Consider the following 15,793-nt stretch of genomic DNA (forward strand, 5'->3'; position numbering starts at 1 on the left):
TCGCAATGCCCGGAACAGCCCTCGCCTTCTTGCGTCGCAAGCCGGCCCTGCTGATCTGGCTGGCCAGCGTCCTGGCCTGCCTGCTGGTGGTCCTGCACACGCAGTTCGTCGCCGACATGTCGGCCTTCCTGCCGCGCAATCCGGATGCGGAGCAGCGCATGCTGGTCGAGCAGCTGCGCGATGGCACCGTGGCACGGCTGATGATCATCGGCATCGAAGGCGCCGACGCACCCGCGCGGCACCGCAGCTCACGCGCCCTGGCGGCCAGCCTGCGCGCATCGCAGGCCTTCATCACCGTGCAGAACGGCGAAGCGGCGATGCTCGAGCGCGACCGCGCCTTCTACTTCAACAACCGTTATCTGCTGAGCCCGGCGGTCACGCCGGAACGCTTTTCGAGCGAGGGTTTGCGCAGCGCCATCAGCGACTCGCTGGACAATCTCTCGGGCACCACCGGCATGCTGCTCAAGAGCCTGCTGGCACGCGACCCGACCGGCGAAACGCTGAACCTCATCGACGATCTGCAGCAGCAAGGCGGCCCGCGTCTGGCCGAAGGCGTGTGGGTTTCGCGCGACGATTCGCGTGCCCTGCTGCTGGTGCAGACCCGCGCTGCCGGCTCCGACACCGACGGCCTGGCCGAGGCGATGCAGATCATCGAGACGCGCTTCAAGAGCAGCCGCAGCGATCCGGCCCTGCGCATGGTGATCACTGGCGCCGGCGTCTTCTCGGTGCATTCGCGCGATGAGATCAAGGCCGAATGCACGCGCCTGGCCGGCTTGTCGACGCTGTTCGTGATCATCCTGCTGCTCAGCGTGTATCGCTCGCTGCGCCTGCTCGCCCTGGGCATGCTGCCGGTCGCCAGCGGCGCCCTGGTCGGCGTGACGGCGGTCAGCCTGGGCTTTGGCAATGTGCATGGCCTCACTCTGGGCTTTGGCACCACCCTGATCGGCGAGGCCGTCGACTACGCCATCTACTACTTCGTCCAGGCACGCCACGGCAGCAGCGAGGCGGCCGGGCAGCGGCGCTTCTGGCGCACCGTGAGCATCGGCGTGCTGACCTCGATCTGCGGCTTCGCCGCCTTGCTGGTGTCGGGCTTTCCGGGCCTGGCCCAGCTCGGTCTGTACTCGATCGGCGGCCTGCTGGCGGCCGTGCTGGTGACGCGCTACGTGCTGCCGGCGCTGCTGCCGGCCAAGCTGGCGATGCGCGACATCCGCCCGCTCGGCGCACGCATGGCGCGGGTGGCACAGCAGCTGGTGCGCCTGCGCGGCTTGCTGCTGGCGCTGATCATCGCCGCCGCCGCGCTGTTGCTGCTGCGTCATGGTGAGATCTGGAATCACAGCATCTCGGCCCTCAACCCGGTGCCGCTGGCGGCGCAGGAACTCGACGGCCAGCTGCGCGCCGAACTGGGCGCGCCGGATGCGCGCTTCCTGCTGGCCCTCAATGTGGCCGATCAGCAGGCAGCACTGGTGGCCGCCGAACAGCTCGACCCGCAGCTGCAAAAGCTGGTCGAACAAGGCCTGCTCGCCGGCTATGAGACGCCGCTGCGCATGCTGCCCAGCCTCGCCACGCAAAGCCGCCGCCAGGCTGCGCTGCCCGATGCCGCCAGCTTGCGCAGCCGCCTCGACAGCGCGCTGCAAGGCCTGCCGCTACGCGCCGACAAGCTGCAAGGCTTCATCGACGATGTCGCAGCGACGCGTGCGCGTGCGCCGCTGCAGCGCAGCGATCTGGACGGCACGGCCAGCGCGCTGGCCTTCGACGCCATGGTGGTGCAGCGTTCCAGTGGCTACAGCCTGCTGCTGCCGCTGCGTGCCCCCGCTGCCGGCATCGACGCCGCCGCCGTGCGCCAGGCGCTGGGCACGGCACAGATGCCCGGCCTCTTGCTGATTGATCTGCGCGACCAGGCTGAAACGCTCTACCAGCGCTACCTCAACGAGGCCATCACGCTCTCAGCCTGGGGCCTGCTGGCGGTGATCCTGGTGATTGCACTGAGCCTGCGTTCGCTGCCGCGCCTGCTGCGCGTGATGCTGCCGCTGGCCGGCAGCGTGGTGCTGGTGATGGCCGGTTTGCTGCTGAGCGGGCACAGCCTGAGCATCCTGCACCTGATCGGGCTCTTGCTGACCGTGGCCATCGGCTCAAACTACGCCCTGTTCTTCGATCAATCCGGCGCCCAGGATGCGCCGGAGATGCAGCAGCGCACCCTGGTCTCGCTGGTGCTGGCCAATCTGTCGACCGTGGTCGGCTTCGGCCTGCTCGGCAGCTCCTCGGTCTCGGTGCTGGCGGCGCTGGGCGTCACCGTCGGCCCCGGCGCCTTGCTGTCACTGCTGCTGGCCGCCGCCTTTGCACAACAACCGGACAAAACATCATGAAACTGCGCTGGCGCAAACTGCTGTGGATGCTCACCGCCCTGATCACCGGCTGTGCCAATCCGGTACGCCCGACGGTGGTGCCGCTGCCACGCGTCGAAGACCGTCTGGTCTGCCCCGACAACCGCCGCGCCACGCGCCTGGTGGTGATGCTGCCCGGGCTCTACGACACGCCGCAAGACTTCGTCAAACATGGCTTCGTGCAGGCATTACGTCAGCAGCGTATCGATGCTGACGTGGTGATTCCCGATCTGCACTTTGCCTACTACGAATCGCGCAGCGTCGAACAACGCCTGCGTGAAGACGTGATCCTGCCGGCGCGCGCAGCCGGCTACCGCGAGATCTGGTTCGCCGGCATCTCGCTCGGCGGCCTCGGCGCCCTGCTCTACACCTCGCAGCATCCGGAAGAAATCAGCGGCACGATCTTGCTGGCGCCCTATGCCGGCACCGAGGATGTGCTCAAGGAAATCCGCGAAGCCGGTGGCGCCCGCGCCTGGGCGCTGCAGAGTCAAAGCACGGAACAGCAGCGCGGTATCTGGCGCTGGCTGGTGGCGCGGCAGATTCGCGGCCTCGACAAGCCCTTGCTGATGATCGGCACCGGCAATGACGACCGTTTCCTGCGCGACCAGCTGCTGCTCACCGGCCTGATCAGCCCGGTCATGCAATTTACCGCCGAAGGCGGCCATGACTGGCCAACCTGGCTGACGCTGTGGGTGCAGATGCTCAACAGCCCGCAGCTGCAAGCGTATTGGCGCGATGACGAATGCCGGCGCTGAAGCCTTGCTAGAATCCGCCCACTTGAACCCGGTAACTTCACCTTGACTGCGCAGTCCATACGCCCCCTGCTGCTCGCTCATTACACGCTCAGCAGCTGTCTTGGCAGCGGGCTCGATGCCACCTACGCCGCCTTGCAGGCGCAGCGCAGCGGCCTCAGCGATGCCGCTTTCGAAACCGCACGCCTGCCTTGCTACACCGGTCGCGTCGCCGGTGTCGAAGCGGTCAGCCTGCCCGCCGAACTGGCCGCCTACGACTGCCGCAACAACCAGCTGGCCTGGCTGTGTCTGCAGCAGGACGGCTTCATCGACGCCGCCCTGGCCGCCCGTGCGCGCTACGGCGCCACGCGGATCGGCCTGTTCCTCGGCACCAGCACGGCCGGCATCCTGCAGACCGAGCTGGCCTATCGCCAGCTCGATACAGAGGGCCACTTCCAGCCCGGTTTTCATTACGCCGAAACGCACAACACCTACTCGGTTGCCGCCTTCGTACGCGCAGCACTGGGCCTGCAGGGGCCGGCCGTAGTGGTGTCGACGGCCTGCTCGTCGAGCGCCAAGGTGTTTGCCAACGCACAACGCATGATGGCCGCCGGCCTCATCGATGCTGCCATCGTCGGCGGCGTCGACTCGCTGTGCCTGACCACGCTGTACGGCTTCAATTCGCTGCAGCTGCTGTCGTCCCAGGTCTGCCGTCCCTTCGATGCCGCACGCGATGGTCTGTCGATCGGCGAGGCCGCCGCCTTCGTGCTGCTCGAACGCGAGGATGCACGCCCTGCCCGCGCCGACGACATCCTGCTGCTCGGCGTCGGTGAATCGGCCGATGCACACCACATGTCGGCACCGCATCCAGAGGGGCTCGGCGCCCAGCGGGCGATCCGTGCCGCCCTGGCGCAAGCCGGGATTGGCGCGGAGGACATCGATTACATCAATCTGCATGGCACGGCGACGCCCAGCAATGACGCCGCCGAGGGCCGCGCCGTGGCCAGCGTGTTCGGCGCCGAGACGCCCTGCAGCTCGACCAAGGGCGCCACCGGCCACACCCTCGGTGCGGCGGGCGGCATCGAGGCGCTGATCTCGGCGCTAGCCCTGCGCCACGCCTTCATCCCCGGCGGGCTGCACCTGCAGCAGCTCGATCCGGCGCTCGCCATCAATTACCAGAGCGCCAATCGCCCGGCCGCGCTGCGCCGCGTGCTGAGCAATTCCTTCGGCTTTGGTGGCACCAATTGCAGCCTGGTGCTGGGCCTGCGCGGAGCACTGCAATGAGCGGCCAAGGTAGCGGCATCGAAGTTTTCGTCAGCGGCATCGCCGCCATCGGCCCCGGCTTTGCCGACTGGCCGGCGCTGGCCGCCATCCTGCGCAGCGAAGTACCGTGGACGCAGACGCCCACCGCAGTGCCGGCCTTGCAGCTCTTGCCGCCCGCCGAGCGTCGCCGGGTCGGCATGCTGGTCAAGCTCTCGCTGGCCTGCGGCATGCAGGCCGTCAGCCATGCCGGCGCCGATGCCAGCCAGCTGGCCACCGTGTTCAGCGCTTCCGGCGGCGATGGCGACAACTGCCACATCCTGTGTGAAGCCCTGGCCAGCGAGGATCGCAGCATCTCGCCGACGCGCTTCCACAACTCCGTGCACAACGCGGCCTCCGGCTACTGGAGCATTGCCACCGGCAGCATGGCGCCCTCGACCAGCCTCTGCGCGCATGACGCCAGCTTCGCCGCCGGCCTGCTCGAAGCAGCCGTGCAGGCGATCGCCAGTGGCGAGGCGCGCCTGCTGATCGCCTGCGACGACGTCTATGGCGGCGCGCTCGGTGCCGCGCGTCCGCTGCTCGACCGCATGGCCATCGCCCTGCTGCTGACGCCGCAAAGCGCGGCCAACAGCCTCGCCCGGCTGCGGCTGCAGCTCGCTGATGCGCCGGCCAGTGACTGTCCGCTGGCCGATCTGGCGGTGCTGCAGAACGGGATTCCCTGCGCGCGCGCCCTGCCGCTCTTGCATGGCATTGCCAATGCCGCGTCGCGCCAGATCGATCTGGCCTACCACGCAGCGCAAAGCCTGCGCGTCGAGATCAGTGCTGCAGCATGAGCGCGCCGCAGCAACTGGACCGCGCCGCCATCGCCGCCCGCATCCCGCATGCGGGCACCATGTGCCTGCTCGATGCGGTGAACGACTGGGACATCGTGCGCCTGCAGGCGCGCAGCACGCGTCACCGTGATGCCGACAATCCGCTGCGCCACCAGGGCCGCCTGGGCGCCAGCTGCGCGGTGGAATTCGCGGCGCAGGCGATGGCCTTGCACGGCGCCCTGCTCGCCACGGACGGCGCGCAGCAACGCCCGCGCGCCGGTTTTCTGGCCAGCATGCGCGAGGTGCGCCTGTACTGCACGCGTCTGGATAGCTGCGCCGATGACTTGCTGGTCGAAGTGCTGCGCCTGAACGGCGACGACAACACCGTGCTCTACCACTTCAAACTCCACGGCGCGCAACAGCTGCTGGTCGAAGGCCGTGCAGCCGTCGTGCTCGACGCCGACAAGACACGGAAAGCCACGCCATGAAACGCGCACTCGTCACCGGCGGCAGCGGCAGCATCGGCAGCGCCATCTGCCGCGCCCTCGCCGCACAAGGACATCATGTCATCGTCCATGCCAACAGCAATCTGCCTCGCGCCGATGCGCTGGTGGCCGAACTGCTGGCTGCCGGCGGCAGCGCCGAAGCCCTGCGCTTCGATGTCGCCGATGCTGAAGCCAGCGCCAGCGCCATCGCCCGGCTGCTCGATGGCGGGCCGGTGCAGATCCTCGTCAATAACGCCGGCATCCATGCCGATGCGGTATTCGCCGGCATGTCGCGGCCGCAATGGCAAAACGTGCTGGATGTCTCGCTGGGCGGCTTCTACAACGTCACCCAGCCGCTGCTGCTGCCGATGATCCGCACGCGCTGGGGGCGCATCATCAATCTCTCCTCGGTCGCGGCGGTCGCCGGCAATCGCGGCCAGGTCAATTACTCGGCAGCCAAGGGCGCCTTGCAGGCGGCCGGCAAATCGCTGGCGCTGGAAGTTGCCAGCCGTGGCATCACGGTCAATACGGTGGCGCCGGGGGTGATCGAATCCGAGATGATCGAAGGTGTGTTCGATCAGGAAGCCATCGCCCGCATCGTGCCGATGAAGCGCGCCGGCAAGCCCGAGGAAGTCGCCGCCCTGGTGGCTTTTCTCGCCTCCGAGGCGGCCGCCTACATCTCCGGCCAGACCATCTCGATCAACGGCGGAATGATCTGAACAGCAGCTTGGGCAGGCGCAGCACGAAGCCGATCATCAGGCGCGTGTGCATCCAGCTGAGCAGGATGTTGTCGCGCAGGTAATTGAAGTGCGAGACGCCGCCTTCCGCCGCCGTCAGGTACTTCACCGGCGCCGGCTCGTTGAGCGGCACCACGCCCGCCCAGCACAGGCGCACCACCGCTTCGGGATCGAAGTCGAAGCGGCGCATCCAGCGCTGGCTGCGCATCACGCGGATCAGCGGTGCAATCGGGTAGATACGGAAGCCGTACAGCGAATCGCCGATGCCGGCCCACAGGGTTTCCAGATTGGCCCACCAGTTCGACACCTTGCGGCCGCGCACGCGCAGCAGCGGCGCGCTGGCGTCGAACACCGGCACACCGAGCACCATGCCTTCCGGATGCGCCAGGCTGCGCGCCATGAAGCGCTGGATCAGCTGCGCCGGATGCTGGCCGTCGGAATCCATGGTCAGCACATGGCTGAAACCCTCAGCCTGCGCCAGCTCGGCGCCGTGCAGCACAGCCGCGCCCTTGCCGACATTGCGCGGCAGGACGATGACCTTCAGGCCCGGATCGGTCTGCGCCAAGGCTTGCAGGCGTTCGGCCGTGCCGTCGGTGCTGCCATCGACGACCACCCACACCGGCGACCAGGCTGCGCGCGCAGCGGCAAGCGTGGCAAAAACCGCCTCGCCCGGGTTGTAACTGGGGATCAGAACAAGATGGGTACGTGACTTCATGCGTCCTCTTGTACCAGAAAACGATGCAAGGCACTGTGCTGCGTGCCGGCCAGCTGACGGGCGAACGAGGCTTCGAGCAGCGCCGGTAAGGCCCGCGCATCATGCGGCGGCTCGATGCGTTCGCCCAGACGGATCGAAAAATGCATCGGCAGGTCCGGCCGCTTGAGCCAGCCCCAGCCCTTGGCGAGGAAGGCGCAGTCGCCTTCGATGATCAGGGTCTGGATCGGCAGCGCCGAGCGCTGCGCGGTGATGCCGATGCTGCCGCGCACGGCATTGATCGGGAAGCGTTCGGTGCGCGTGCCCTCGGGGAAAATCAGCACATGCTCGCCACGCCGCAGCGCCTCGATGGCCAGCGCGCTGGTGCCGAGGAACCAGTCATTGCGGATGTAACCGGCCAGGCGCGCGCCGGCGCCCATGAACACGCTGTCGACCAGGCTGGCCTTGGTCACGCAGACCACGCGCGGCAGACGCGAGATGATCATCAGCGCATCGAGCATGCCGGGATGATTGGGCGCCAGGATCATCGCCGGCCCCTTGGCCAGCGCATCGAGCGCACTCAGCTCGAAACGTGCGATGCCCAGGCACTGCAGCAGGAAGAGATACAGGCGAAAGCCGTACATCGCCCCGCGCTGCCCCAGGCGACGGCGCGCTTCGCCCGGCAGGCGCTCGCACAGCACGGCCACCAGGGTCCACAGCAGGCAGCCAATGCCCAGCATGGCCAGGCCCAGCCACAAACCCAGATGGTCCAGCGCACAGCGCAGCAAGGAGCGGCGGGCGCCCCGACGCTCAAGCCTCATGCGCCACCTGTATCACCCACATCGGATCAACCCGCCCTCAACAACGCCGCCCCTCAGGCGGCGCGGAACGCCAGGACGGCATTGCTGCCGCCAAACGCAAAGGAGTTGGACAGTGCAGCCTCAAGCTGCGGCAAAGCGCGCGCCTCGCCACGAATGTGATCGACGCCGCTGCAGTCCTCGCCCGGCTGATCCAGATGCTGGGTCGGCGGCGCCTGGCGCTGGTACACGGCGAGCACGGTGATCAGCGCTTCCATCGCGCCGACAGCACCGAGCGAATGGCCGTGGGCCGACTTCGTGGCGCTGACCGGCAAGCTTGCCGCCGCTGCACCAAAGACCTCGCCGAGCGCCTGGATTTCGGCCGGGTCGCCCTCGCGTGTGGCGGTGCCATGGGCGTTGACGTAGCCGATCTGCTCCGGCGCCAAGCCGGCTTGTTCCAGCGCGGCGCGGATTGCACGCACCTGGCCGCGCGCATCGGGCTTGACCAGATGCACGTGGTCGCAGCTGCTGCCGTAGCCGACCAGTTCAGCGTAGATGCGCGCACCACGCGCCTCGGCATGCGACCACTCTTCGAGCACCATGGCCGCTCCGCCCTCGCCGAGCACCAGACCCTGACGACGCGGATGAAAAGGCCGGCACGCCGAGGGGGCGCTCGCTTCGTCACCGGGCGCCAGCACACGCATGGCGTCCCAGGCGCGAATCACCGCTTCCGACAGAGGCGCTTCGGAACCACCGGCGAGCACCAGGCGGTCCTGCCCGCTGCGGATGCGCTGAAAGCCTTCGCCGACCGCCACCGCCGAGGACGAACAGGCCACCGAATACGTCGTACAGGCGCTGCCCAGGCCGAGGCGGATGGCAATGTGCGAGGCACAGGCATTGTTCATCGCCATCACCACCGAGAGGGGCGGCACACGCTCGCGCCCGCCGATCATGATGTCGCGATAACCTTGCTCGAAGGTCATGGTGCCGCCAACGCCGGTGCCCCAGGAAACACCGCAGCGCGGATCGCCCTGCATGCCTTCAGCCGCCAGACCGGCATCGGCCCAGGCGCGGTAGGCTGCGGCGGCGCCGAGCTGGCTGTAGCGGTCCATGGTGCTGGCCTGGATGCGGCCGACCGCCGCCAGCGCGTCGAAGTCGGCACAGTGCACAGCGGGAATGGCCAGCGTCGCGGCGGCCTGCGGGTGGCGGAACAGTCGAATGAAGGATTCACCCGCCAGCAGGCGGGTGAAAAAATCGTGCGCACTTTCAACCCCCGGCGCGGTGACGCCCAAACCCGTCACCGCCACGCGGAAATGTGTCGCTTCAGGCATCTTTTTGCGGCGTGTTGTAGCTCTCGAACACCTGGATCAGCTCGGCAACCGTCTCCGGGCGCGGCAAATCATTGGGCAGCTTGATCTTCAGCAGATCTTCAAAATCAAACATGAGATCGAGCAGCATCAGCGAATCGACTCCGATGGACTCCAGGCTCGCTTCCGGCACGATCTGCTCTGCCGGCGTGCCGACCTTTTTGCCAATGTATTCCCTGACTTGCTGCAGCGTATCCATGTGATCGTTCTCGTTGAAATACTTGAATTTTATGCGGGGCTACTGGCCGTCGCCCCCGCGACGCCAGCCCCCTCCCGAGGCGAGCCTCAGGCGGCTGCCCGAGCCGATACCCGACGTGACACGCGCGAGTAAAGATAAGCAAAGATAACATGCCGCCCGCTAGCACGCCGTGCTCAAGCGCAAGGACCGGCTGAGCGGTCCTGGCGACAGCGCTCAGATCGTCGGTTCCTCGCCGCCAAGCGCTTCGATCAGCGCCGGGATAAAGTTGCGCAATTCAGCCGTCATCAGCGCGAAGTCCGAATCGAACTGCTCATCGGCGGCCAGGCCGTCGGTGGCCGATTCGGTGACCACGTCGAGGAACTGCAGGCGCTTGAGTTCGAGCTTCTCGTTGAGGATGATCGACAGGCGTTCGTCCCAGGTCAGCGCCAGACGCGATGCCTGCTTGCCCGCCTCGATGTGTTCGCGCACTTCCTTGCCGTCCAGCGCGTGGCGCACGTAGCGCACCGCGCTCTTCTCTTCGGTGACGGCGCGCAGCTCGCAGTCCTGGTCAATCGTGAAAGCGCCCGGCGCTTCGTTGGCGACCAGCCACTCGGTCATTGCCGAGCCGGCGCTGCGGCGCGTGTTGAGCAGCTTGAGCGGCAGTTCGTCGAGCGATTTGTGCAGCGCTTCGACCACGCTGTCGGCGGCATTGCGGCTCGACGCATCGACCACCAGCCAGCCGGCTTGCGCATCGATCCAGGCGAAGATGCGGCGGCGGCGCGTGAAGGCGCGCGGCATCAGCTCCTGCGTCACGGCCTCCTTGATCTCCTTCATCTGCTTGCGGCCGGGCTTGTAGCCTTGCTGCGCCTCGATTTCCTCGGCGCGATCCTCGGCCACCTGCTTGACGACGGAGGAAGGCAGCAGGCGTTGTTCAACGCCCAGGGCGATCAGCCATTGACCGCCCACGCTGTGCACCAGCGGGCCCTCGGGTTGGCGCGACATCCAGCCCTGACTGGCCAGTTCCTGGCTGCCGCAGGGGCGAAAACGCAGGCGCCCGAGTTGTTCGTCAAGGCGTTCGACCGTCATGTCCCAGTTGGTCGGCAGGCGGTAAAGCTGAAGGTTTCGAAACCACATAGCGTAAAAATTGGGGGATGATACAGCCATTGCCCAGGGCACAGGAGACCGACTTGAAACTTGCCGACCAGCGCAGCATCTACCCTTTTGCCACGCTTGCTGTAATGTGCGCGCTCGCCGCCTGCAGTGCCGAAACCGCCACCACCGCGGCGACTATCGCCAAGCTCAAGGCGCAGGAAGCGCAACAAGCCCAGCAGCAAGTCGACCAGGTCAAGCAGCAGCTGGACGCGGCCGCCCAGCAAACCGAAGCACAGAAAAAAGCCATTGATGAAGCAACGAAGTAAAGCGCAAGGAGCACGACCATGAAGACCAAGGCACCACCCGCCCGCAACCTGTTGCACCTGGCCATGCTGCGCAAGGCGCGCAATGCCGTGCATGGCAAGAGCCTCAAGCGCGAACGCGTCAATGCACGCATCGCCCTGCGCCGCAGCCTCAAGGATGAAGGTGTTTCAGCTCAGTGCGCTGCCGCCGCGTACTGAGCTGAAACACTTCCGTCTGCCGCATGTCACGCACCATTCCAATCTATCCGCAAAGCGCCCCGGTCGCCCTGCCGGACAACCCCGCTGCCACGCTTGCCGCGCCGCCACCACTGTCGCTCTACATCCACTTTCCGTGGTGTGTGAGGAAGTGTCCGTACTGCGATTTCAATTCGCACGCGCTGCGCGACGAGGGCATTCCCGAAGCGGCCTACATCGACGCCCTGCTGCAAGATCTGCAAGCGGCGCTGCCACAGGTCTGGGGTCGCCGCGTGATCAGCATCTTCATCGGTGGCGGCACGCCCAGCCTGATCTCGGTGGCCGGCCTCGAACGCCTGCTCGACGCGGTGCGCAGCTTGCTGCCGCTGGCGCCGGATGCGGAAATCACGCTGGAGGCCAATCCCGGCACCGTCGAAGCGGGCAAGTTCGCCGGCTTTCGCGCCGCCGGCGTGACGCGCGTGTCGCTGGGCATCCAGAGCTTTGACGACGCGCAGCTGGTGCGCCTGGGACGCATCCACGACAGCCGCGAAGCACGCGCCGCCATCGAACTGGCCGCGCGCCACTTTGAGACCTGGAACATCGACCTGATGTACGCGCTGCCCGAGCAGACGCTGGCCCAGGCGCAGGCCGATCTGCGCAGCGCACTGGCCTTCGCACCGCCGCACTTGTCCTGCTACCACCTGACCCTGGAGCCGAACACCCTGTTCTACCGCGCGCCGCCGCCGCTGCCCGATGTGGACAGCGCCGCCGACATGCAGGACATGATCGAAGCCGAACTGGCTGCCGCCGGCTATCTGCATTACGAGACCTCGGCCTTTGCCAAGCCGGGCCAGCGCTGCCGCCACAATCTCAATTACTGGAGCTTTGGCGATTACCTGGGCATCGGCGCCGGCGCACATGGCAAGCTCACTTCGCACGAAGGCGTGCGCCGCGAGATGCGCCACAAGCATCCGCAGGCTTACCTCGATGCGGCACGCAGTGGCAATTTCGTGCAGGACGCCCAATGGGTGGCGGCCAGCGAGCTACCCTTTGAATTCATGATGAACGCATTGCGCCTGCTCGACGGCGTGCCGGCTGCACAGCTCGAACTGAGCTGCGGCGTGCCGCTGGCGAGCATCACCAAGCCTTTGCAGATCGCGCGTGCGCGCGGCTTGCTCGACACCGACACGACGCGCCTGCGCCCCAGCGAACAAGGCCGCCACTTCCTCAACGATTTGCTGGAGATTTTCCTTGAGCGCGACTGAACACGATGAACTGCCGGATGGGTTCGACGAAGCCGACGAGGACTTCGAAGAAGGCATCGACACCCGCGACTATCGCCCCGCCGACGCGCCCGCACTGGCGGCAGTTTTTCGCGCCGCCATCGACGAGAGCGCAGCCGCCCACTACAGCGCTGAGCAGCGTGCCGCCTGGGCGGCGGCGGCCGATGATGCAGCGGGCTTCGCGCAAGCGCTCGACGAAGGCTGGGTGCGCGTCGCCCTCGATGGCGAGGAGATCATCGGCTTCGCGCAGATCAATCTGCCCGGCCACATCGCCATGCTCTACACCTTGCCGGACGCTGGCCGCTGCGGCGTCGCCACCCAGCTGCTCGACGACATGCTGCAGCTGGGCGAAGCGATGGCAGCGCGCGAGATCACGGCTGATGTCAGCCTCACCGCGCTGGCGCTGTTCCGCTATTTCGGCTTCGAGGATCTGGGGCAGGAAATCCTTAGCGTCCGCGGCGCCGAGCTGCCCCGCCACCGCATGCGCCGCAAGATGCAGCGCGGCCGCAAGTAAAGCCGGCCCGCTACACTGTGCAACCCGAATCAGACTGAAGACACCATGCCCGCAACCGCGCTCTCTGCCATCGAAGCCCGCATTCTTGGCGTTCTTGCCGAGAAGGAAAAAACCGTCCCCGACACCTACCCGCTGTCGCTCAATGCCCTGGTCTCCGGCTGTAACCAGAAGACCAGCCGCGACCCGGTGATGGAAGTCAGCGAGGCCGAGGCACTGGAAGCCATCGACGCGCTCAAGTCCAGCCATTTCATCATCGAGAGTTCGGGCAGCCGCGTCACCCGCTACGGCCACAACATCGCCCGCGCGCTAAGTTTGCCGACACCCGCCGTCGCCCTGCTGGTGACCCTGATCTTGCGCGGTCCGCAAACCGTCGCCGAATTGCGCGCCAACAGCGAGCGCCTGTACCGCTTCGTCGACGCCTCCTCGGTGGAAGCCTTCCTCGACGAGCTCGCGCAGCGCGCCGAAGCGCCCCTGGTCGTGCTGCTGCCGCGCGCGCCGGGCGCACGCGAAGTGCGCTGGGCACATCTGCTGTGTGGCGAACCGCAACTACCGGCCGCCAGCCGCAGCAGCCAGGCCAGCGAAGACAGCGGCCTGGCCGAACGCGTCGCCCAGCTTGAACAGCAAGTGGCGGCGCTGCACGAGACAGTGGCCCGCCTGCTCGCCCAGAGCGCGACTTGAAACTGCGCGACCACTGGTTGCACGACAGCGGCGGCCTGGTCTGGCATTGGCGCGCACTACGCCGGCGCCGAAGCCTGTGGCGTCCGTTCCGGCAGCAGGTCGCACAGTGGCTGGCCGCCTGGCAGCCGCCAGAAAAAGCCCTGCTGCTGATTGGCCCGAGTGCCGGCTACACACTGGACGGGGCTTTTCTCGCCCGCTGGTCATCGATCAGCGCGCTCGAACCCGATCCGCTGGCGCGTTACCTGTTGCGCCGGCGCTGCGGCGAACGCCTACAGTTCGCTGATCTGGATGTCTTCGCGCCGCAGGGCATGCAGGCACTGGCAGCGCACTACTCCGGGCACGCCATCCTGTTCTCCAACGTGCTCGGCCAGCTTGCGCCGCGCCAGCCCGAGGCCGCACGCCGCTGGTACGCAGCGCTGCGGACCGCCCTCGCACAGCGACACTGGGCCAGTTATCACGATGTGGTATCGACAGCACGCCGACCGGACGCCGTCGCCTGCCAAGGCATTGCCGGAGAGTCACTTGAAGCGCTGATGGCGCGCTTCTGGCATGGCGGGGAGGTGGCGATCACCGATCACTGCAGCTTCGGCCTCGGGCTCGACGCTGCGGCAGCCAGCGCATTATGGAAGCATCGCGCCGTGGCGCACTGGGCGCTTGGCCCTGCACAGCACCATCTGGTGGAGTTTCTGCAGCATGAACCGGCTCAGACTTGAGCCGGCTGCGGCCGCGCAGCCTGGAACAGCGGCAACGGCGGCAAGGAGTGATCGGATTCGAGCAGGCCGCGCGCCATCAGCTGCTGCACGATGTCGGCCGGATCGCCGAGCACGCAGAGCATTTCACGCAGCTTGCTCCAGCGCGTCTTGCCATCGATCAGGATCAGCGCTGCACGCAGACGCTGCGGCAAGCCCGGCGCACGCTCGGCGAGCACGCGGCGCGCGAGTTCCGTCTTGTAGAAAATCTCGATCTCGAACATCAAAGTCTCTCGCTCCGGAATCGGCGCCAACACCCGCCGCCTGAAAACATGTGAGACACCTTACGACTGAATCGATGCCTGACTTGAGGGCAGCAGACATACGGACAGAAAGGCAGAACAACGGCAGCCAGCAAGCTTTTGCGAGCCCATAAACCACATGAAAACGTCATCAACAACAAATTCGACAGCGATGGAATGCCGCCCCGCCTGCGCCGCCTGCTGCATCGCCCCCTCGATCTCCAGCCCGATTCCGGGGATGCCCGACGGGAAGCCGGCAGGCGTGCCCTGCGTGCAGCTGACAGCGGATCTGCGCTGCGCCTTGTTCGGCAAAGCAGAACGCCCTCACTTCTGCGGCGGTCTGCAACCTTCAATTGAAATGTGTGGCGAGAACCGCGAGCACGCCATCCGCTGGCTCGACAAACTCGAAGCCGACACACGGCCAGCCATGCCAGCCACCTTATAATGCGCGCTCATTCTTCCTGACCCCTACCATGGACCTCCTCCTGCTGCTCAAGGCCGCGATTCTCGGCATCGTTGAAGGCCTTACCGAATTCCTGCCGATCTCCTCGACCGGCCATCTGATCCTCGCCGGCAGCCTGCTGAACTTCAACGATGAGCGCGGCAAGCTCTTCGAAATCGTCATCCAGTCCGGCGCCATCCTCGCCGTGGTCTGGGAGTACCGCCGCCGCATCGGCAAGGTACTCGCCGGCGCCACCTCGGACCGCACTTCGCAGCGCCTGATCATCAACCTGGCGATTGCCTTCCTGCCGCTGGCCGTGCTGGGCCTGTTGTTCGGCAAGGCGATCAAGGCACATCTGTTCAATGCGCCGACGGTGGCGACCACCTTCATCCTCGGCGGCATCATCATTCTCTGGGCTGAGCGCCGCCAGCACCGCACGCGCGTCGAGACGGTCGATGACATGAGCACCACCGATGCCATCAAGCTCGGTTTTGCCCAGGCCCTGGCGCTGATCCCCGGCACCTCGCGCTCGGGCGCGACGATCATCGGCGGCCTGCTGTTTGGCTTGTCGCGCACGGCGGCGACCGAGTTCAGCTTCTTCCTGGCGATGCCGACGCTGTTCCTCGCCTCGCTCTACGAGCTCTACAAGGGCCGCGCCCTGCTCAGCGGTGACGACATCGGCATGTGGGTGGTTGGCTTCGTCAGCGCCTTCATCGCTGCCTTCCTCTGCGTGCGCTGGCTGCTGCGCTACATCTCCAGCCATGACTTCACGATCTTCGCCTGGTATCGCATCGCTTTCGGTCTGCTGATTCTGCTGACCTGGCAGATGAATTGGGTGCAGTGGGTGGAACACTGAT

Annotated in this window: 20 protein-coding genes; 14 read left to right on the plus strand and 6 right to left on the minus strand. The window is 66.6% G+C overall.

The window, feature by feature from the left end; genetic code table 11:
* Window positions 1–5: 5 nt before the first annotated feature.
* The 6 genes from ABDB84_RS00135 to fabG are packed head-to-tail and all read left to right on the plus strand — an operon-like array spanning window position 6 to window position 6,388.
* Window positions 6–2,363 (plus strand): MMPL family transporter, encoded by a 2,358-nt coding sequence (locus ABDB84_RS00135; RefSeq protein ID WP_345917632.1) that lies wholly within the window; start codon window positions 6–8, stop codon window positions 2,361–2,363.
* A complete protein-coding gene (locus ABDB84_RS00140) occupies window positions 2,360–3,136 on the plus strand; it encodes an alpha/beta fold hydrolase (protein WP_345917633.1) in 777 nt (258 codons plus the stop codon). Before ABDB84_RS00135 ends, ABDB84_RS00140 begins: the two co-directional genes overlap by 4 nt.
* Before the next feature lie 42 nt (window positions 3,137–3,178).
* On the plus strand, window positions 3,179–4,396 hold the full coding sequence (locus ABDB84_RS00145) for a beta-ketoacyl-[acyl-carrier-protein] synthase family protein (RefSeq protein ID WP_345917634.1): 1,218 nt from the start codon (window positions 3,179–3,181) through the stop codon (window positions 4,394–4,396).
* Window positions 4,393–5,205, plus strand: coding sequence for a beta-ketoacyl synthase chain length factor (locus tag ABDB84_RS00150; protein WP_345917635.1), 813 nt, complete (start codon window positions 4,393–4,395; stop codon window positions 5,203–5,205). Before ABDB84_RS00145 ends, ABDB84_RS00150 begins: the two co-directional genes overlap by 4 nt.
* Window positions 5,202–5,672, plus strand: coding sequence for a hotdog family protein (locus tag ABDB84_RS00155; RefSeq protein ID WP_345917636.1), 471 nt, complete (start codon window positions 5,202–5,204; stop codon window positions 5,670–5,672). The genes ABDB84_RS00150 and ABDB84_RS00155 overlap by 4 nt, the downstream gene beginning before the upstream one ends.
* A complete protein-coding gene (gene fabG, locus ABDB84_RS00160; RefSeq protein ID WP_345917637.1) occupies window positions 5,669–6,388 on the plus strand; it encodes a 3-oxoacyl-ACP reductase FabG in 720 nt (239 codons plus the stop codon). The genes ABDB84_RS00155 and fabG overlap by 4 nt, the downstream gene beginning before the upstream one ends.
* Here fabG and ABDB84_RS00165 read toward each other — a convergent pair.
* From ABDB84_RS00165 to ABDB84_RS00185, 5 genes are all read right to left on the minus strand, one after another.
* Window positions 6,369–7,121 carry a glycosyltransferase family 2 protein gene (locus tag ABDB84_RS00165; protein WP_345917638.1) on the minus strand — a complete coding sequence of 251 codons (753 nt, stop codon included), beginning with the start codon at window positions 7,119–7,121 and terminating at the stop codon, window positions 6,369–6,371. The two genes, fabG and ABDB84_RS00165, sit on opposite strands and share 20 nt — an antisense overlap.
* A complete protein-coding gene (locus tag ABDB84_RS00170) occupies window positions 7,118–7,918 on the minus strand; it encodes a lysophospholipid acyltransferase family protein (RefSeq protein WP_345917639.1) in 801 nt (266 codons plus the stop codon). Before ABDB84_RS00170 ends, ABDB84_RS00165 begins: the two co-directional genes overlap by 4 nt.
* A 53-nt stretch (window positions 7,919–7,971) precedes the next feature.
* A complete protein-coding gene (locus tag ABDB84_RS00175; RefSeq protein WP_345917640.1) occupies window positions 7,972–9,225 on the minus strand; it encodes a beta-ketoacyl-[acyl-carrier-protein] synthase family protein in 1,254 nt (417 codons plus the stop codon).
* The gene (locus ABDB84_RS00180; RefSeq protein WP_345917641.1) at window positions 9,218–9,460 is read right to left on the minus strand and encodes an acyl carrier protein; all 243 of its coding nucleotides are present in this window, start codon (window positions 9,458–9,460) and stop codon (window positions 9,218–9,220) included. Before ABDB84_RS00180 ends, ABDB84_RS00175 begins: the two co-directional genes overlap by 8 nt.
* Window positions 9,461–9,673: 213 nt before the next feature.
* Window positions 9,674–10,573, minus strand: a complete 900-nt coding sequence (locus ABDB84_RS00185; RefSeq protein ID WP_345917642.1) for a recombination-associated protein RdgC — start codon at window positions 10,571–10,573, stop codon at window positions 9,674–9,676.
* Window positions 10,574–10,626: 53 nt separating this feature from the next.
* On the opposite strand from ABDB84_RS00185, the gene ABDB84_RS00190 reads away from it, so the two are divergent.
* Genes ABDB84_RS00190 through ABDB84_RS00215 form a run of 6 tightly spaced genes read left to right on the plus strand, consistent with a single transcriptional unit; the run spans window position 10,627 to window position 14,216 of the window.
* Window positions 10,627–10,857 (plus strand): hypothetical protein, encoded by a 231-nt coding sequence (locus ABDB84_RS00190; protein ID WP_345917643.1) that lies wholly within the window; start codon window positions 10,627–10,629, stop codon window positions 10,855–10,857.
* An 18-nt stretch (window positions 10,858–10,875) separates the two neighbouring features.
* The gene (locus ABDB84_RS00195; protein WP_345917644.1) at window positions 10,876–11,052 is read left to right on the plus strand and encodes a hypothetical protein; all 177 of its coding nucleotides are present in this window, start codon (window positions 10,876–10,878) and stop codon (window positions 11,050–11,052) included.
* A gap of 23 nt (window positions 11,053–11,075) precedes the next feature.
* The gene (gene hemW, locus ABDB84_RS00200) at window positions 11,076–12,293 is read left to right on the plus strand and encodes a radical SAM family heme chaperone HemW (protein WP_345917645.1); all 1,218 of its coding nucleotides are present in this window, start codon (window positions 11,076–11,078) and stop codon (window positions 12,291–12,293) included.
* Entirely contained in the window at window positions 12,280–12,825 is a 546-nt protein-coding gene (locus ABDB84_RS00205; protein ID WP_345917646.1) for a GNAT family N-acetyltransferase, read from the plus strand. Before hemW ends, ABDB84_RS00205 begins: the two co-directional genes overlap by 14 nt.
* A gap of 45 nt (window positions 12,826–12,870) precedes the next feature.
* A complete protein-coding gene (locus ABDB84_RS00210; RefSeq protein ID WP_345917647.1) occupies window positions 12,871–13,503 on the plus strand; it encodes a YceH family protein in 633 nt (210 codons plus the stop codon).
* Window positions 13,500–14,216 carry a hypothetical protein gene (locus tag ABDB84_RS00215; protein ID WP_345917648.1) on the plus strand — a complete coding sequence of 239 codons (717 nt, stop codon included), beginning with the start codon at window positions 13,500–13,502 and terminating at the stop codon, window positions 14,214–14,216. Before ABDB84_RS00210 ends, ABDB84_RS00215 begins: the two co-directional genes overlap by 4 nt.
* On the opposite strand, the gene ABDB84_RS00220 is transcribed toward ABDB84_RS00215, so the two are convergent.
* Entirely contained in the window at window positions 14,207–14,476 is a 270-nt protein-coding gene (locus ABDB84_RS00220; RefSeq protein WP_345917649.1) for a hypothetical protein, read from the minus strand. The two genes, ABDB84_RS00215 and ABDB84_RS00220, sit on opposite strands and share 10 nt — an antisense overlap.
* Before the next feature lie 190 nt (window positions 14,477–14,666).
* On the opposite strand from ABDB84_RS00220, the gene ABDB84_RS00225 reads away from it, so the two are divergent.
* Both ABDB84_RS00225 and ABDB84_RS00230 read left to right on the plus strand, forming a co-directional pair.
* Complete coding sequence (locus ABDB84_RS00225; protein WP_345918350.1) at window positions 14,667–14,939, plus strand: YkgJ family cysteine cluster protein; 273 nt, start codon at window positions 14,667–14,669, stop codon at window positions 14,937–14,939.
* A 28-nt stretch (window positions 14,940–14,967) separates the two neighbouring features.
* A complete protein-coding gene (locus ABDB84_RS00230; RefSeq protein WP_345917650.1) occupies window positions 14,968–15,792 on the plus strand; it encodes an undecaprenyl-diphosphate phosphatase in 825 nt (274 codons plus the stop codon).
* Window position 15,793 lies beyond the last annotated feature (1 nt).

The organism is Uliginosibacterium sediminicola, assembly GCF_039631295.1.
Taxonomy (GTDB): Bacteria; Pseudomonadota; Gammaproteobacteria; order Burkholderiales; family Rhodocyclaceae; genus Viridibacterium; species Viridibacterium sediminicola.

Excerpts from the sequence above, each read along its gene's own strand:
- ABDB84_RS00135 (WP_345917632.1), top strand. The coding sequence starts at position 6 with ATGCCCGGAACAGCCCTCGCCTTCTTGCGTCGCAAGCCGGCCCTGCTG.
- ABDB84_RS00140 (WP_345917633.1), top strand. The coding sequence starts at position 2,360 with ATGAAACTGCGCTGGCGCAAACTGCTGTGGATGCTCACCGCCCTGATC.
- ABDB84_RS00150 (WP_345917635.1), top strand. The coding sequence starts at position 4,393 with ATGAGCGGCCAAGGTAGCGGCATCGAAGTTTTCGTCAGCGGCATCGCC.
- ABDB84_RS00155 (WP_345917636.1), top strand. The coding sequence starts at position 5,202 with ATGAGCGCGCCGCAGCAACTGGACCGCGCCGCCATCGCCGCCCGCATC.
- fabG (WP_345917637.1), top strand. The coding sequence starts at position 5,669 with ATGAAACGCGCACTCGTCACCGGCGGCAGCGGCAGCATCGGCAGCGCC.
- ABDB84_RS00165 (WP_345917638.1), bottom strand. The coding sequence starts at position 7,121 with ATGAAGTCACGTACCCATCTTGTTCTGATCCCCAGTTACAACCCGGGC.
- ABDB84_RS00170 (WP_345917639.1), bottom strand. The coding sequence starts at position 7,918 with ATGAGGCTTGAGCGTCGGGGCGCCCGCCGCTCCTTGCTGCGCTGTGCG.
- ABDB84_RS00175 (WP_345917640.1), bottom strand. The coding sequence starts at position 9,225 with ATGCCTGAAGCGACACATTTCCGCGTGGCGGTGACGGGTTTGGGCGTC.
- ABDB84_RS00180 (WP_345917641.1), bottom strand. The coding sequence starts at position 9,460 with ATGGATACGCTGCAGCAAGTCAGGGAATACATTGGCAAAAAGGTCGGC.
- ABDB84_RS00185 (WP_345917642.1), bottom strand. The coding sequence starts at position 10,573 with ATGTGGTTTCGAAACCTTCAGCTTTACCGCCTGCCGACCAACTGGGAC.
- ABDB84_RS00195 (WP_345917644.1), top strand. The coding sequence starts at position 10,876 with ATGAAGACCAAGGCACCACCCGCCCGCAACCTGTTGCACCTGGCCATG.
- hemW (WP_345917645.1), top strand. The coding sequence starts at position 11,076 with ATGTCACGCACCATTCCAATCTATCCGCAAAGCGCCCCGGTCGCCCTG.
- ABDB84_RS00210 (WP_345917647.1), top strand. The coding sequence starts at position 12,871 with ATGCCCGCAACCGCGCTCTCTGCCATCGAAGCCCGCATTCTTGGCGTT.
- ABDB84_RS00220 (WP_345917649.1), bottom strand. The coding sequence starts at position 14,476 with ATGTTCGAGATCGAGATTTTCTACAAGACGGAACTCGCGCGCCGCGTG.
- ABDB84_RS00225 (WP_345918350.1), top strand. The coding sequence starts at position 14,667 with ATGGAATGCCGCCCCGCCTGCGCCGCCTGCTGCATCGCCCCCTCGATC.
- ABDB84_RS00230 (WP_345917650.1), top strand. The coding sequence starts at position 14,968 with ATGGACCTCCTCCTGCTGCTCAAGGCCGCGATTCTCGGCATCGTTGAA.